Origin of the sequence: Microbulbifer echini, assembly GCF_041447225.1 — a bacterium.
Taxonomy (GTDB): domain Bacteria; phylum Pseudomonadota; class Gammaproteobacteria; order Pseudomonadales; family Cellvibrionaceae; genus Microbulbifer; species Microbulbifer echini.
The window spans coordinates 1-16,417 of sequence record NZ_JBGMEL010000032.1; the positions used below are offsets into that span (position 1 = coordinate 1).

Below are 16,417 nucleotides of genomic sequence, written 5' to 3' on the forward strand. Positions count from 1 at the left end.
TAAAATGCCTCTTATAATTTAAAAGTGGCACCACTCCCGCGCAGCGGGTTTGTACAACATTTATATAGTGGTCATCAAGACCACTATTTCCTTGTCCACTATTTCTGATGCAAATGTACGCCAACTCACCATATTCTTCTACTAAATCAATGGATTACAGCCATTCGGCACGATAGCCCTAACTAGAAAAACGATCATCGTGATCACTATCCACAATTTTCGCATTCCTTACAACTGGCTGATTTTAAAGCATTCCCTTGCGGTTTTTAGCAACTGAGAAAAATAACCTTCACTGTGATCAAAAACTGGCTGACGATGTGGCAATTCTAGGAACTACTTTTTGGTTAAGCCTTGGGCTGGTAGTACAGCTAGTTAGATTATTTGGTTCTCCCAATACACCCATTCAACGCGCTTAACATCTGTATCACTACCCCAGCCAAATCGCTGCTTATGTCCCCAGTAATCACCGGCAAAGTCTCGGGGCGGCTGGCAAGCTACCAGTCGCTGCTACCTTGGACATACAGCAGCCCGTCCACTTTATTCAGAGCCACCTTTGCGGAGAGAAATTGCCATTAGCTGGGGGCTGCGACATAGCGTGCGAGCTGGCCGTCCTCACCAGCCCAGTCGCCGGTGCCGGTGGCGACTAAGTAGCGGTCGCCATCGCTGACGGAGGCCGGTGGATCATTCTGTATGGTCTGCACTTCCAACGGTAGCAGTGCACCTACTGTATTCAGGGCCTGATTCAGGCTGGCAGCGGGGTTGAGGGTGCCTTCCTGTGCATAGGGTATGCCGCTGTTCGGCGTGTTGCTCTGGGTGTTTTTTTCTGCTTATACCCTAATCTATGCGGTGGGATCTGTGCCGGTGATGTTATGGAGTTGGTTGACTGTGATGGTGAAAGTGTTTGCGGTGGTCTCCATACTCTGACCGATGTCCGATAGCCAGCAAAAAACGGGCTTTAATTGTAAGCCGCGCGGCCATCGAGCCGCACTCTCCCAACCCATTCGATATTCAGCTGACCGCCGCTGCAGTAGGCACTAAGATAGGTCCGTGCTGATTCGCTATGGCTGTCGCCGGCAAAGGTGCCACAGATAGCTATCTCTTTGTCGCTACCGACACCGGTGGCATGGAAGGTAAAAGTCTGGCCGAGGTTGAGGTTGTAGCACTCGACGCTGACATAGTTCAGGGTATCGCCCTCGAGTAATATACGTCGCGTTCTCGCTGGGTGGTTTATGGGTGCGGTCCTTAGCACCCACGCAGGAAGTAGCCGATTTACCAAACCACAGGGCTGGTCTCTTAGCCTCGGCAAAGTTCACGATTTCATTGCCGATCGGCGCCCTACTCTGCCGGCTTAGCCTCACCACATCAGAAATTATCTATTGATGCCAAATAGTCATTTTTCACTCACTTACTCCCAAACTGACTATTATTTAGCCTCCGAATAACCAAGCCATACATTTCTGCCACATAAGTTCTTGACTAGCGCCTTCAGGATCTATATTGTGCGCAACCTCAACGACGCGCTCGTAGCTCAGCTGGATAGAGTACCTGGCTACGAACCAGGCGGTCGGAGGTTCGAATCCTCCCGAGCGCGCCATTTCAAAAGGGCTTGCATTTTCGAGTGCAGGCCCTTTTTTTATTCCAAAATATAAGAGCCCGCGCAAGTCTCATAGAGACAGACACAATCCTACTCTCACATCTGCCTCTTTAGGCCAACTTCACCCTCTGGGCAACCCGTAAACCTCTCATCAGCTACCCTCGCCCTCTTGCCTCTATTAAAAAATTACCGGGAAGTTGAATTGATGGAGCTCGTTCCTTCCTCGAAAAACATTACGGCAAGAAAAGTGTTTTTAAGCGCTCCAATAAACTTTACCCAACAGACACTGAGCAGTTCGCATAAAATTCACTACCGTTTTTACTTCTCACCATCGCACCCTAAAGAGCGTTTTTACATATCCTCCCCTCAGGTATGACCGTGAAACTCGATCCATTCCCCTCCCCATTTTTTTATTCGCATTGAGTCACTGATAATTTCCGAGTAACGTTCCAACCGAGCCCTTAGCAGCTGACTGATAGGACACCACTCCTATCACAGTATCTTATAAGCACATTTTCACCTGTAGCAAATAAGCCTAGTGAAAAGACGATTCGGAAGAATACCCTTCTGTCTGGACCACACAAGGCTCAGATGCCGATTATGCTTACATCAAGAATTATTCACAGACACCTGAAACTACGAGTAACCTGCCGTATCCATGCTTAAAGGTTCTATATTAGCCGTTCTATTTATCGCTGTAGTTTATATTTCTGCCGCTTATGTTTATAACAATCAATTCACTCAGTCCATTACCTTCACCCGAGCGCCCTCTGAACCCGAACTCACAAACAGCCTTGATTACCTAAAAGAAAAAGATACCATCCGCATACTGATCATTGATGGCGGTGGGGTTCGGGGTTTAATCCCACTGTATGTGCTCAAGTACATCGAGAAAAAACTAAAGAAACCGATCACCGAGGTCTTTGACGTCTACAGTGGCGTATCCAGTGGTGCGATCATTGCCAGTGGTATCAACATTCCAGAAGACTTTATTCCCGAACAATATAGAGGCCATAGCTCCGCCACAGAATATTTGATTCAACTCTACAAGGAGGAAAGCGATTACCTATTTTCCTCACCCTGGTATCACGATATTTTGACTGGATGGGGACTTTTTTCCCCCTCTTTTATGGGGGAACGTTTACACGAGGTAATGGAAAAACACTACACTAAATCCCTTTCATTCACGGACTTAAAGAACTATGTCATTATCCCAGCCCTAAACATACACAACGGTGAAGTACACCTGTTCAAAAACCGCGGAGATGCTGTCAGCCAACTGCCCACCAATAGTTTATATCAACTCATTACCGCAGCCGTCAGTGCCGAAACGGCTTACCCTCCAGTTGCGTTTAAAGTACCCGGAAAATCCCATCAGCATAACTACTTCGCGGATGCCGGCCTGGCTATGAATAACCCTACAAGCTTGGTACTGCTTAACATCCTTCGCAGGTTTCCCAACAAAAATTACTATGTACTGATTTTAGGCACAGGGACCCCACCAACAGCCAGTTCCCAACTGGAATACAAAGAACTCAAAAACTGGGGGCGCATCCGTTGGATTCAAGACGCCTTCTTAAATATTCAGAAGTCCATGGATCATCAGCAATTGTATGCACTGGACCTAATCCAATTATTCACCAGCGAAAAACGACTGCAGTACGACTACCTAAACATCGAAGTTGTTGATCCATTTGTTGGAATTTTTGATTATGATGCCCTGGATTCTCTGAGGCTTCACGCGGACAGACTGATTGAAGAAAACAAACCGGTGATTCAAAAAATCATCGATCATCTGAATCAAAGTGATCGACCCGATTAAGCGGCCGGACCAGCAGATAATTACTTTCATTCAACCTGGAATACTGTGGCTCTCAGTCACCAAACACGGCAATAAACTACTTCCAGCATCTACGCCACCGTTAGATAGAATGATTTTTAATTTACTCTAACATCCCGCCACTCGCCTCCCATTTTGATAACGCAGAACAACCGATGAAGTTAGAGGATCTGGTACTTAACCCGTATCCCGTCGTCTTTATTTGGGAGTGTCAATTTTACAGTTGTTAAGAATGGCCTTGAGGAGCTCCCGCCCGCCCTGTCCTCTGCACTTCGATTTCTTTTCGTCGCCATCCCCGCAGTATTTTACATCTCTATTCCCAAGACACCCCCATGAAATGTACTTGGTGTTGGCCTCTTTCTCGGGGCACTAAACTTTAACTACTTTTCTTTGCGATGAAAACCTATGCATCCGCTGGTATTTCTTCTTTGCTTCTCCAGACCAAGCGTTCTTAACTATCTTACTCGGTGCTCTTTTCTTTAAAGAGGCCGTTAACCGGATTCAAATACTCAGTATTCTTATCGCAACATCTGGATATTCACTATTCTTCCTGAATACAGGGGGCAGCGTAAGCGCTTTTGGTCTAATCAAGCTGCTTCAGCATTCATCTGGGCCCTATCAAATCTGATTATGAGACGTACCCATGGCAGCAATTTATTGCATTTTATGGTTTGGATATGCCTGATCCCACCCCTACCACTTTTTGCTCTCTCCTATTTCCTGGAAGCGCAGGATTCGATAGCGCTAATCATTAGGGCAAGTGACACAATCTGGCTGTCACTTGCCTATATGAACTTTATTTCCATGTTGATCGTCTTCGCTATTTGGGGCTGGCTCGCGAGAACGCACTCCGCAGCAACGATCCCCCCCTTTTGCTCTACTCATTCCGGTAATAGGCATCACCACCTCGAGCATTATCCTGGATGAACAATTGCAGACGATTGAAATCGTCGAATTTGCACTGATTATGGCTGGACTGACCTGCAATGCGTTACAAGAAAAATTGGCGAAGCTCGTTAAAAACCTAACACGACTTCTTCATACGCCTCCAAAAATTCCGTGATTCTGTTGACATCCCTTGAACTTAGATAACCTCCACGAGGTTTACGAGGCTGGCTTACATTCATACATTTTTTGCAGCAAAGGATTTCGAAGTAATGACTCCGATTCTGATGTGATCTTTATATAGCCCTTTTAAATCACTCCATTAGTTAATCATTGGCACATAAAAATTGATGCCTAGGTACTTTTTCTGCGAGCATGCTTCTTTACCACGAACACAGTACAAAATTTATGATACAGCACCGCAGGTGCAAGAGCCCTCAAGGAGAGGGCTTTTTGCAAACGATCACATCAGTTCATACTTAAAAGTGTATGGCGCCAGCTGTTCTGCAAGAGAACGTTCAAGGTCAGAGTTTCCTTGCGTAGAGATTCTGGCAATGGTTCCGAGCACCTTATCTTGCTCCACTTTTACATGCTTACCTGCAGGTGAAACATCTACTTTCTGCACCAGCTGCTTGATAATACCTTCAACGCATATACGGATTTCCTCCATCTCCAGTGCAGGCTTGAAGATCTTGCCAACCGCCGTAGTAGGGAGCATTGCTCTTAGTACAATTTTTCTGGGGATAGCCGCGCGCTCAGTGATATTCTCTTTTGCGTAAACGGTAATTTCTTCAAGTAATGCTTTGGCATAAGCATCCATTACAATCTCACCCCCATTGATCGTTAGGGTGCTCATCGCACTATCCGACAGCATTACATAGGCGACAGGAACTTCCCCTGCATGAGGATCAGGAGTCCCTACAGCTGCCGCCATGGCAACGGCAGCATGCTGGCAGAGGACCTCTTCAATCAATTTAGGCTCAATATTATGCCCCCCGCGCACGATCAGTTCTTTTTTACGACCTGTGAGCCAAAAATATCCATCGTCATCCTGCCGGCCTAAATCTCCGGTATTCAGCCAGCGCCGCCCTTGATCATCGTGTACCCATATTCCCTGATTGTGCTCGGGATTGAGATATCCTCTGAACACATTATCGCCATGAATAAGCAGGCTGCCGATTTCATTTATCTGACTGTATCGAATGAAATTACCCTGCGCATCCAGCTGAACACTTCGCATCATTTGCAACGGCAAGCGCAGTCCAATAGAGCCAACCTTCTTGGTTCCATGTGGCGGAGTGATACTGCTGGCACAGGTACCCTCCGTTAGGCCATAGCCCTCGACAATTTGTACCCCGGTTATTCGTTCAAAAGCATTGAACACTTCAACAGGCATAGGCGCTGCGCCACACAAAGCCATTTGTAGAGAGGAGATATCGCACTGATTTACCGGCTGTTGAAGCAGCTTTGAATAAACAGTGGGGACAGCACTAAAACTATTGACGCGGTAGAACTCAATTATTTTCCAAAAATGACTGAATACGCCTTCGCCGCGGTAGCCTTGTGGCGTCATTAATACTACTTCGCAACCATTGATAAAGGCAGCAAGCCCAGTCACTATTGCCGCGTTCACATGGAATAATGGCAGACCACACAGAATTACCTTTCCCGAACTCATGATGTCCCCCGCCACCAAACCAATACTTTTTGCATTGGCCAGTTCATTCGCGTGAGTATGAGTCGCAATTTTGGGTAAGCCTGTTGTGCCACCCGTGCAGAATAGGGAGGCCACATCGTCACTACGGATGATGCGTTTGAACGTTAAATACGTAGAAGGCTGCTGCTGTATTGCCGACTGAAAATGTACTCGCTTTATTCCTTCCAGTGGCTTCAGTCGCGTGCGATGCTGGAATTGTATCGCTTTAGCTGCAACGCCCTTTAGGCCTTTGGCATGATAGGCTGGATCTACATGTAAGATACTTGTTACTTCGGGCAAATTGCCTAAGATACTTTCAATTTTTTCACAAATATCAGTACCGGGAAAAGGGCTTAGCGTTACGATTGCTTTTGCCTGGCTATGCCGTATTAACTCTTCTATCTGCCTGGATTCCAATAATGGGTTGATCGCCAGTACCTTTGCCGCGGCCTCTGCACCCCAAAGTACATAGTGGGTTTCGGGCAGATTAGGCAAGATAAATGCGACCGTATCGTCCTCTTTAAGCCCGATACTGTTGAATAAATTGGCCGTTTGAGTAATCCGTTCAGCCAGCGTTTGATAGCTGATTTTTACCGGTTTTCTGTAATCCTTCCCCGAGAGAAAATAAGAGATCGCTATTTGCTGAGAATGACGCTTACAGGCAGCCATTAATGCATCAAAAGTATTACCCGTAAATTTCTCAGATAGCGCCTTAAAACGGGAATAATCTTCACCCCCTGGCTGCTTGCCCGTTAACAAGTAGGTTTCCAGGGTTTCGATACCTTCCAAAGTCGAAGTGGACATAATATTACTCCCTGCTGCCATTCAGAATTTGGCAGTATTGAATTATTTTTTATTTCTGAGGCATAGAAAGAAAGTTAATGTGAACCTAGCTGGATTGCAGGGCAAGCCACTCTTGCTCCTCTCCAGGTTCCGGCATTACTGCACCTCCTTCAATGACCCAGCTCGCAGGCACATCGATAAGGTCCACCTCACAACGAGAGGTGGGACAGCCTAAAACCTTAGAGGCTGTTTCGATAAAACCATTTGCTAGGGTTGACTTGATTTTATCGCTACGGCCTGAACGAATGGAACCCAGAACATGAACGATATTCTTTGAACGCAAGTAAACACCCTGACTGAATACAACTTGTACAAATTGTGCGGGCGCACCGGTTACTGTGCAGTGAACTTCCGTAATTTCTGAAACAAGCATCTGTTGCTCAACACTGGACAGTGGTCGCTGGGTGGAGATTGTATAAAGGGGCATCTGTGATCTCTTACAAGTTGATCTGAGTTTTGAAGTGCCCTGAGGCGCATCTGGACGTCACTAAGCGCATCAGCGTTTTCGCGATGTAGCCAATTTGCCGAAGAGGAGGCATTCGCTTGCGATTTGCGCTTAAAAATTCTTTGCTGAGTGATTGGTCGGGCGCTGTAATAACCACCTCATTTTTATTCGTCTCTGCTGTGATGCACCATTGCTCAAGCAATTTGTATAAAAATGGGTGTCGCAACCTGTTCATGGTTCCATCCGGTACGGGGGCCATAAGGGTGGCCACTGATGATGGTTTACCCTCCAAGAATGCTTGATTTACCGGTATCTCCAGCCACACCACCCTGGGGGACACAGATTGGTCCAGGTGATCCTGGTAAGCCCGGCGTATCACTTGCTCCAGCATCTGTTTCTTGGGGCTGCCTAAAGAGCCCTCGACAAAGGAGCACAAAACGATCGGTTTGAAGCGCATTACACATCTCAATAGTTGCATTTTGGAACTAATCTAGCGCAGATAAGTTCCAAAATGCAACTAACCAAAATTTGATATAGGTGTCGCTTCAATAACTTATGGTTATATAGGGGAGCTGTAGCCGCCTTCTGGAAAGTTTTGTTTTGGAACTTGCCTGTGAGACCATGGAGCCTTGGGCAACCGCAGGATGGCTATGAGCGAGAGTAAACCCACTGTTCAATGTGCAATCGAAGAGGCGCTTTCCGTCATCGGCGATCGCTGGAGTCTGCTTGTTATCCGCGATGTATTGAGGGGGGTTAACCGGTTTGACTCATTGCAGGAGAGCTTGCAAATCTCGCGAAATATTCTCACCCAAAGATTAACCACTTTGGAAGACGCTGGCATCCTGGTTAAAACCCCAATCAAACCCGGAGCGCGGCGTATGCTCTATAACGCAACTCCGAAGTGCCTCGCGCTGGTTCCCGTCTTGGTGTCTCTGATTGACTGGAGTACACACTGGTCTGGAAGAGAAGGTGTGCGCTGGTCACGGGTTATTGATAAAAGAACGGGAGAGCCTGTCCGGGTCGATTTGGTCGGTAACGATGGACAGCCGGTATCCCTGCTGGATCTGGATTTGAAATATTAGGTTTGCAACCCAACTAACAAAATCCAACCAAGCCCCCCCTAGGGCGGGCCTTAAAAGCCGTAGAGACTTTACGGGATTGTTCAGAGGTGCCCCAGTTGATAGCGGTTCCTTGTGTAGTCGTTCCGCCTTTGCGCTGCCGGGAAAAACTCCTTCCCCCGGCAGTATCTACTTGCCGCTAGACTAGTGTCTGTCGATCAACGAGTACGCCGGCCACTCCATGCACCTGTTCTGCAAGCACTGCAGTCAACTCTGGGAAATCCAAGATTCCGCCCTTATCCACATACAAGAAATCTTACGGGGCTTTCCCCGCAACAGAGTTAGCGCAAAGCAAATCAAAGCCCTACGACCCCATATAGGCCTCTCCATGATGGCCACTAAGCAATTTGCGAGCCACAAGACGCGAAAGACCGGCCACTGCTTCTTCTGCAGCGCGCACCTGGACACTATCCCCGTCTTAATCAAAAACTGCGGCCGCTGTGGGACTTTGAACCTCGATGCCCCTAAATCTGCACCATAGGCAGCGCCGCCCAACGAGTGGTATACGAGGGTGAACGATAAGCCTGGCGCATCTTCCAGTGCTTGTGTACACCCTCGGCCCCCAGGAACAGGGTACCGCGGCCAAAGTGCCGATTGACCCTATCGAGGGTCTGCATTACCTCCCCGGCGCGTTTCGACTGCCCAAGCGAGAACAAATCGCCCTGCCCCAACGACCGGGGCACCAGCTCTACCAGGCCCACACCGGCCTTCATATAGCGGTGACCCGGCCGGTAAAGCTCGGCTATAGCGCCCTTTGCCAAACCGGCGAGCAGGCGGGAGTCATCGGTAGGGTAAGGACACTGCACTAATACACTGCGGCTGTAATAGTTGGGTTCGTGGGGTGAGGTGTGCAAAAAGACATGCATCGCCGCCACCAAGCAGCCTTGTCCACGCAGCTTTTCTGCCGCCCGGCTGGCATAGAGGCTGACGGCCTGCTGGATTGGCTGCAGCTCGGTTAATTTTTCCCCAAAGGAACGGGTGCAGTAAATCTGTTTCTTCGCCGGCGGCTGCTCTTCCAACCCCAGGCACGGAGTGCCATTTAACTCTTCAATAGTTCGCTCAATATGAATATTGGTATGCCGACGCAGGATCTTGGGATTGGCCCTCGCCAAGTCATAGACGGTTTCGATCCCAAGGTGCCCCAATCGCTTTGCCAACCGTCGACCAACCCCCCACACCTTATCGACCGGCATGCGCTTTTGCAGCCACTGCCATCTATACGGAGTATCCAAGACGCAAACCCCGTGGCATTGGGCGATGTTTTTCGCCGCCCTGTTGGCGAGTTTGGCCAGGGTCTTGCTGGGAGCGATCCCCACACCTACAGGCATACGCACATCCCGCCACAGGGTTGTGCGAATCCGCTGTCCATAGCTCAGCCATTCCTCCTGCAGACCCTGTAGATTAAGGAACATCTCATCAATACTGTAGACCTCCACCTCTGGGCTGAAGCCCTTGAGCGTCTCCATAACCCGATGGGAAATATCCCCGTAGAGCGGGTAATTACTGGAGAAGATAGCCACTTTGTGCCGCCGCAACAAAGGCTCAATCTTGAAGAAAGGCTCCAGATCAGCAATGCCCAGTGCTTTGGCCTCGCTAGAGCGCGCCACCACAAAACCATCGTTATTAGAAAGCACCACCACCGGCCTGCCCCTTAAGTCGGGCCGGAATATCTGCTCACAGCTGGCGTAGCAACTGTTGCAATCTACCAGTGCCAACATTCAACAGGGGCGATGATAGCGAATAGAGGCTTTCACCACGCCTTCCACAATCAGCTCCTGCCCCTCCCAAACGGGTATGGGCGGGTAGCGATCATTGGCCGACAGCAGACGCCCGCGCTGGCGATCCAACACCTTGCAGGAAAGCTGGCCATCCAGGGCCACAACCACCACATCGCCATGCACCGGCTCCAGAGAGCGGTCCACCACCAGTAGGTCGCGATCAAAGATACCCAGCCCCTGCATCGAATCGCCATTAGCGCGGGCCATAAACGTAGCCGCGGGACGAGTGATTAAATGTTGATCGAGACTGAGGCTTTCCTCTTTGTGGTCATCCGCAGGAGAGGGGAAGCCAGCGGCAACACCGTGACTGTAGAGCGTCGCAAGTTTCATAGGGTTTCACCAAACACTGTATATGTATACAGTTTAGAGGTAATGCGCCAATTCCAGCAAGAACGATGACTGACTGGTGGGCCGGCAGGTGTTCCCGTATCGGTCTCATGCACCTACAGCGCCCACACCTGGCGCCGCAGCAGATATCCGCTTTCCAGCGCTCAAACCGGCTTGGCAGTGTCTTAGACTACGACTATGATCCGCGCAGCAAGGGGCGAAACAATGATTCACCCGGCAATGCAATACTGGTACAAAGTAAGCATCTGCAGGTATGGCCGCCGGCCGCACATCGTTTAAAACTACGACCCCACAGCAGCAAGCCCTTCCCACAGAAAGGCAAGGCATTATGGAAATGGGATAAACAGTATGAATTTAGTCATAGCGGCACTGATCATCGCCTCTTATTTTATTAGCATGAGACTGAGCTCCTCCGCGATCGGCCGATTTGGGCAGAGCAGAGCGGTGAAGCCCTATCGACTCAAATATATTTCCAAGACAGTTGGTATTGCCCTGCTGGTTTTTCACTTGGTATTACTCATCAGCGCCCTCGGGTTTGAATATACCCAGGTTTCCATCTTTCTCTCTTCAGTATTCGCAGTCATCGGTGTGGCACTTTTTGCCCAGTGGTCAATATTGAGCAATATCACGGCCAGCTTGATTATTTTCTTTGGCTTTCCCTACAGGGTTGGCGATAAAATTCGGGTTATGGACAAAGATGACGATATCTCTGGCACCATTGAAGAAATCACACTATTTCACGTGCTTATCCGGAGAGGTGAAGAGCTTATTACCTATCCCAATACCTTAATTCTGCAAAAAGGTGTGATTAAAAATCCCAGCAAGAGCACGCCAGAAGCGCCACAAGCATTACAGGAAACCAGTCCGGCGGAGATTCCATAGTCCCGCCGTGCACCGCTCCCCGACCATTTCAGGGTGGGGAGTTCGCCAACGGTCAGTGCCATAACCTATCCTCATAACCCAGAGCGATCTGCAGGCACAGAAAACCCTCCTCACGTCACATCTCCTCTAGGGCGATTTGCTTCAACCGTCTCAATAGTTAAAAATGCGCAAGATTCTTAGAAATTGGCTTTAAGGGACTGCATGACCGATACCCTCAAAGATATACTCCTCTTTGTACAAGAAATGGGCCTAAAAAATGGCCTGTTTGTCATTTTTTTCATCTTTGCGCATTATTTGCTTTTCTGGATGTACAGTGGGCGGCTGAAAGATCGCCAAGTTGAAATTGATCGGCTAGCTGCGGATAATAAAGAGTATCGAGACAGGTTCCTCAAGCTGATGGATAATGCCTTCTCCTATTCTCCACCAACCCGAAAAGCGGCCTCTAAAAAGCCCATTAATGAGAAGGAGTTTGAGTAGTGCTCTACATCTTGCTCGCAATTGCTCTTTTTTTCATTGCCGTGCAGATATATCGGCTGTTAGAGATGAGAAAGCACGATCGGCATCTGTTCGAATTTTGCCAACTGCGGAGGGATACTATCGCGTATCTCTCCAACTCCTATGAGAGCCTCTCCAGAACGGACTATATTGCCCTGAGAAAAATCAATGATGCCCTGAGTAGTATTATTGCCGGATATAAAGCACATAGAACCGTGGTCTTTAACTTTCGCTTATTTACCGAATATTTGGATGAACTCAAAGCATTTGAAAAGAAAGCCGAGAAAATATCCACCAACAACAAAGATATTCAAGACCTACTAAAACGAATCCACTGCTCTATTTTCAAAGCCTTTCTGGCATTTACTCCCCACCTGAAATCAGAACTGGCGTTCTCACTAGTGATCAAACTGATCTCACTGGGTATTAAGGCGGGGCTCAACTCTCTCAAAGACTATTTATTAAGCCTCAAAGAGGCAAAGGTCATGGTAAATACCTTCAAAAGATCCTCCACTCCCTGCTAGCGCATATGGGGCCTAAGGGCCCCACCATCCTCTGCCCCCACTCCCGCCGGTCTCCCTCTTCACGGTTCATAGTCAGCAATATCGATCAAGTACTGGGGGCACAAGGCATCTAGAATCTTTTTACCTAAAGGAGGCAACAGAGATGGCGAGACATAGAGAGAGGTTTGCGCATGTCCTGTACTTTATTGAGGCTAACCTCGATTCGGATCTCGATGTCGACCAGCTCTGCCAGTTTGCCAACTTGTCTAAATACCACTTTCACCGCCAGTGCTCCGCCTTCTTCGGAATGTCAGTGATAGCCCTGGTCAGATTACTAAGACTCAAGCGGGCGGCCTATCAGCTGGCTTACCGGGATAAAAAGGTCGTGGATATAGCACTGGAAAGCGGCTATGAGAGTCATGAGGCCTTCTCGCGGGCCCTCAAAAGATACTTTGGTAAAAGCCCCGCTAAATTTAGACAGAAACCCGACTGGGCACTCTGGCACAAGCACTATGAGCCGATCATGATACTAAGGAGTCAATTGATGGCAACCACCACCAGCTTCGATGTAAAAGTCGTCGAATTTCCCGAGACCCGCCTTGCCGTCATGGAACACCGGGGGCCAGCTCACCTACTGGGCAGCACTATTAATCAGTTTATTCAGTGGCGAAAAGGGCAAGGCCTTTCACCGGATAAAAGCAGGACGTTCAATCTGGTTTACGATGATCCCGCAACCACAGCCTCAGACCAGTTCAGATTTGACGTCTGCTGCACAGTAAACCAACCGGTCAGTGCCAGTATCACCCATGAATATGGCGTCATAAATAAAGTGATCCCTTCGGGAAAATGTGCAGTCATCCAGTACTTGGGCAGTGATGATTCGATTGGAATTGCTGTTCAATACCTGTACCTTCAGTGGCTTGACTCTTCAGGCTTTACCGCCCGAGAATTTCCAATGTTTTTTGAAAGAGTGAAATTTTTCCCCGAAGTCCCAGAGCGCGAAATGATTACAGATATCTACCTGCCCATAGAATAACTTCCCTTGCCTGCCACCCTTAAAGCAATAATAAAAATCACAATACAAAGAGCAAATAAAAAAATAATTTATAACCACTTAAAAAGATAACAAAGCGTAAAACTATCCCACCAGCAAGCACTCTTTATAATATGGAGAAAAGAGTGCAGGCAGCCTCATGAAAACTTGGCATATACCAACGATTATTGTAGTAACAATCACCTTTTTGGTGGTGTTGATATACGTTTACAATAATCGTCTCACCCAGAGCATTCAGTTTAATGCACACCCTGTAACCGAGGAATTTATTGAGAGCAACCAAGCGCTCAAAGATAAAGACACCATTAATATTCTTATCATTGACGGGGGTGGTATTCGCGGTCTTATCCCTCTCTATGTACTCCAACATATAGAACGAGAGGCTGGCAAACCGATCGATGAGCTATTTGATGTTTTTAGTGGTGCATCAATAGGTGCGATTATTGCCACCGGACTCAATGTTCCTCACATACCAACTCACAACTCTGCCACCGAAGGTCAAAACATCCACTCTAAGAGTGACAAGATAATCCAAATCTACAAAGATGAAAGTGAGTATTTATTCTCAGTTCCCTGGTATCACAAAATATTGACAGCTAACGGATTGCTCTCTCCCCGCTTTATTGGCGAGCGCCTGAGCAATGTCATGGAGGAAAATTACACAAAAGAAATGAACTTCACTGATTTGAAAAATTATGTGATTGTACCTTCTCTTAATATTCATACAGGCCAATTAACGCTATTTAAGAACCGCGGCAAGGAAGTAACCAACCTGCCCACCAATACGCTCTACCAACTAGTAACCGCAGCCTCCAGTGCTGAAAGCCTATTCCCACCTGTCGAATTTATGACAAAAGACCAGGATATTCGGCACCGCTACTTTGCCGACGCAGGTATCGATGCAAACAACCCTGCCAGTATCGTACTGCTCGATATTATCAGAGAATTTCCTGGGAAAAACTATTATGTATTGATACTTGGAGCTGGCACCTCTCCATTAAAAACCATGGACGCCAGCTACAAAAAAGTAAAAAACTGGGGAAAAATTAGCTGGACCCAGGATCTTATATCCAACGTACAAAGATCCATGGATAGCCAGCAGCTGTACACTCTGGAAATTGCGAGATCTCTCAGCCCGAAAGGAAAAATCGATTACAACTACCTAAATATAGAAATTAATAATCCATACGTCGCCATATTTGACTACAAATCCGTCGACAAACTAGAGACTCTCGGAGAGAAACTTATCAATGAAAATCAAGCCGAACTTGATCAGGTGCTCAAACATTTGCAACAGGGAAATAAAGGAGGCTCTAAATGATTTCTTGACTCCTCTGGCTTTTTTAGCGGTTCACCATCAAGGGGCGGTAAAGCAACTTACCGTTCTGAATACGATGGTAAAAAACAACACATACTGGGATGAAAATATGGCTTAAAAGTCTAACGAAGAACCATAGTCACTTGTTAGGGCTCGGAGGCGGAGTACCAAACCATTTCCTTTAGCTCTACCCCTGGACAACCGCTCGCTTCCTCTAAGACTCTGAATCCGATCTTTGAATACAAGTTATACGCTGCACTGTTTTTTGAAGATACATTCAAAACTACAGAAGTAAAACCTTGAAATTTAGCATGGCCGAGCAACTCTTTGACTAAGCTTACACCAATACCGCCCTTTTTTATCAGGTTTTACCCACATAGAAACTAGCTCGTACTGCCCTTCTGAATGAACACCACCGACTAATCCGACATCCTCTCCATTACAACGAGCAAGTAAAAATTTAACCCATTTATACCAGAGGCGATTGACTTCCAATTTTCATCAGAAATCTCTTTTGTTTCTGATAGGTGATACCAAATTCATTGGAAGAATCAAGAAGTGACTCCAATCGAATATTTTTTAACGACTCCCAATCACTTTTAGTGAGGGGCACGATATTCATAGTTTTGGAACTCTAACGTCCAGCGCAGGCGCAGCCAGCGCGGAGCATATTTTGTGTTAATGTTTGAGCGTCAGCGAGTAACACAAAAGGTGCGTAGCTTTGGCTGTCGCTCTGCCGCTGATTGTTATGTGAGTTACCCTCGGTCCGCCGGATGGTTTCCCCCATTGTATGTTGGAACACCACCGACTTTGAGGGGATTTACACCCTCCAGGCACACCACATTGAAACCGTATTGAGTAGGATTAGAGCGTCTTTGGTGATGTGTGTAAATACCGCAATTACCGCAGAAATAGTGTTTCGCTGTATTAGTATTGAATTGATAGAGCTTTAAATGTTCCTGCCCTTCTAAGACATTAATGCCATCTAGCGATACTGATGCGGCGATTGCACCTCTCCTGCGGCACAAAGAGCAATCACAACGCCGAAGATCAATAAGACCATCAGGTAGATCCAGTTCAAATTTTACAAAGCCGCAGTGACATGAGGCTAAGTGTTTTAGCTGAATTTTTATTCCATCAATCTCTTTCAGATTTACGCCCATAGCTCTTTCCTTGTACTCACATAAAGCCTCAATAACCGGCGCTCTCTACAGCGTCCGAGCTCATAGATTTTTTATGTGAAATCTCTAGCGGTTTAGCTAAACGCTTGACTATTTCCCAAGCAGAATTCTCCGCAACTTTAAAGTTACCGTCATTAGAAGTTATGGCTATCGCGGCATTGATATCTGGTAAAATTACAAGCAATGCGTACCACATAGTATTTGATCCGTTATGCCAATGAACATTACCAACACCTAACTCTTCCGGTGGACCGATTACCCAGCCATAAGCATAGCTATTAAGATTTGGATGATGTAGACGCTGAAACGATTCTCTTTTGAGGAATGAACTACTCCCTTGTATGCCTTGAAGATGTTCATCAGCATACAACGCTAAATCATTAAGCGATAAATGTATTGTACCAGCAGGTCCAATTATTGGCGTGTTATCATCTTTT

18 protein-coding genes and 1 tRNA gene are annotated in these 16,417 nt (G+C 47.3%); 9 read left to right on the top strand and 10 right to left on the bottom strand.

The window, feature by feature from the left end:
* Positions 1-572 precede the first annotated feature (572 nt).
* Together ACCI51_RS18810 and ACCI51_RS18815 are read right to left on the bottom strand one after the other, a co-directional pair.
* Complete coding sequence (locus tag ACCI51_RS18810; RefSeq protein ID WP_371844975.1) at positions 573-788, bottom strand: DUF2793 domain-containing protein; 216 nt, start codon at positions 786-788, stop codon at positions 573-575.
* Between the two features lie 167 nt (positions 789-955).
* On the bottom strand, positions 956-1,249 hold the full coding sequence (locus ACCI51_RS18815) for a hypothetical protein (RefSeq protein WP_371844968.1): 294 nt from the start codon (positions 1,247-1,249) through the stop codon (positions 956-958).
* 268 nt (positions 1,250-1,517) lie between these two features.
* Here ACCI51_RS18815 and ACCI51_RS18820 point away from each other — a divergent pair.
* Both ACCI51_RS18820 and ACCI51_RS18825 read left to right on the top strand, forming a co-directional pair.
* Positions 1,518-1,594 (top strand) — tRNA-Arg (locus ACCI51_RS18820).
* Positions 1,595-2,252: 658 nt separating this feature from the next.
* Complete coding sequence (locus ACCI51_RS18825) at positions 2,253-3,416, top strand: patatin-like phospholipase family protein (RefSeq protein WP_299589105.1); 1,164 nt, start codon at positions 2,253-2,255, stop codon at positions 3,414-3,416.
* A 1,366-nt stretch (positions 3,417-4,782) separates the two neighbouring features.
* On the opposite strand, the gene ACCI51_RS18830 is transcribed toward ACCI51_RS18825, so the two are convergent.
* From ACCI51_RS18830 to ACCI51_RS18840, 3 genes are all read right to left on the bottom strand, one after another.
* Positions 4,783-6,819, bottom strand: coding sequence for an acyl-CoA synthetase (locus ACCI51_RS18830; protein ID WP_371844970.1), 2,037 nt, complete (start codon positions 6,817-6,819; stop codon positions 4,783-4,785).
* 85 nt (positions 6,820-6,904) lie between these two features.
* The gene (locus ACCI51_RS18835) at positions 6,905-7,285 is read right to left on the bottom strand and encodes a tautomerase family protein (protein WP_299589099.1); all 381 of its coding nucleotides are present in this window, start codon (positions 7,283-7,285) and stop codon (positions 6,905-6,907) included.
* 10 nt (positions 7,286-7,295) lie between these two features.
* Complete coding sequence (locus ACCI51_RS18840; protein ID WP_299589096.1) at positions 7,296-7,760, bottom strand: hypothetical protein; 465 nt, start codon at positions 7,758-7,760, stop codon at positions 7,296-7,298.
* 193 nt (positions 7,761-7,953) lie between these two features.
* Between ACCI51_RS18840 and ACCI51_RS18845 the strand changes: the two genes are divergently transcribed.
* The gene (locus tag ACCI51_RS18845) at positions 7,954-8,385 is read left to right on the top strand and encodes a winged helix-turn-helix transcriptional regulator (RefSeq protein ID WP_299589093.1); all 432 of its coding nucleotides are present in this window, start codon (positions 7,954-7,956) and stop codon (positions 8,383-8,385) included.
* A gap of 500 nt (positions 8,386-8,885) precedes the next feature.
* Here the strand turns inward: ACCI51_RS18845 and ACCI51_RS18850 are convergent, their stop codons facing one another.
* Positions 8,886-10,139 carry a Y-family DNA polymerase gene (locus ACCI51_RS18850; protein WP_299589087.1) on the bottom strand — a complete coding sequence of 418 codons (1,254 nt, stop codon included), beginning with the start codon at positions 10,137-10,139 and terminating at the stop codon, positions 8,886-8,888.
* A complete protein-coding gene (locus tag ACCI51_RS18855) occupies positions 10,140-10,529 on the bottom strand; it encodes a LexA family protein (RefSeq protein WP_299589084.1) in 390 nt (129 codons plus the stop codon). It abuts the gene before it with no gap.
* Positions 10,530-10,594: 65 nt separating this feature from the next.
* Between ACCI51_RS18855 and ACCI51_RS18860 the strand changes: the two genes are divergently transcribed.
* The 6 genes from ACCI51_RS18860 (at position 10,595) to ACCI51_RS18885 (ending at position 14,802) form a co-directional block, all read left to right on the top strand.
* Complete coding sequence (locus ACCI51_RS18860) at positions 10,595-10,942, top strand: hypothetical protein (protein WP_299589081.1); 348 nt, start codon at positions 10,595-10,597, stop codon at positions 10,940-10,942.
* Positions 10,896-11,429, top strand: a complete 534-nt coding sequence (locus ACCI51_RS18865; protein WP_299589078.1) for a mechanosensitive ion channel domain-containing protein — start codon at positions 10,896-10,898, stop codon at positions 11,427-11,429. Before ACCI51_RS18860 ends, ACCI51_RS18865 begins: the two co-directional genes overlap by 47 nt.
* 201 nt (positions 11,430-11,630) lie before the next feature.
* On the top strand, positions 11,631-11,906 hold the full coding sequence (locus ACCI51_RS18870; protein ID WP_299589075.1) for a hypothetical protein: 276 nt from the start codon (positions 11,631-11,633) through the stop codon (positions 11,904-11,906).
* A 65-nt stretch (positions 11,907-11,971) separates the two neighbouring features.
* Positions 11,972-12,448 carry a hypothetical protein gene (locus tag ACCI51_RS18875; protein WP_299589073.1) on the top strand — a complete coding sequence of 159 codons (477 nt, stop codon included), beginning with the start codon at positions 11,972-11,974 and terminating at the stop codon, positions 12,446-12,448.
* A gap of 142 nt (positions 12,449-12,590) precedes the next feature.
* On the top strand, positions 12,591-13,463 hold the full coding sequence (locus ACCI51_RS18880) for an AraC family transcriptional regulator (protein ID WP_299589070.1): 873 nt from the start codon (positions 12,591-12,593) through the stop codon (positions 13,461-13,463).
* A gap of 157 nt (positions 13,464-13,620) precedes the next feature.
* Positions 13,621-14,802, top strand: a complete 1,182-nt coding sequence (locus ACCI51_RS18885; protein WP_299589067.1) for a patatin-like phospholipase family protein — start codon at positions 13,621-13,623, stop codon at positions 14,800-14,802.
* Between the two features lie 143 nt (positions 14,803-14,945).
* On the opposite strand, the gene ACCI51_RS18890 is transcribed toward ACCI51_RS18885, so the two are convergent.
* The 3 genes from ACCI51_RS18890 to ACCI51_RS18900 form a co-directional block, all read right to left on the bottom strand.
* A complete protein-coding gene (locus ACCI51_RS18890; protein WP_371844977.1) occupies positions 14,946-15,164 on the bottom strand; it encodes a GNAT family N-acetyltransferase in 219 nt (72 codons plus the stop codon).
* Positions 15,165-15,554: 390 nt separating this feature from the next.
* Positions 15,555-15,962: a GFA family protein gene (locus tag ACCI51_RS18895; protein WP_371844972.1), complete on the bottom strand. Its 408-nt coding sequence runs from the start codon at positions 15,960-15,962 to the stop codon at positions 15,555-15,557.
* Positions 15,963-15,990: 28 nt separating this feature from the next.
* On the bottom strand, positions 15,991-16,417 hold a 427-nt coding region (locus tag ACCI51_RS18900; RefSeq protein ID WP_371844974.1), incomplete at its 5' end, for a serine hydrolase domain-containing protein.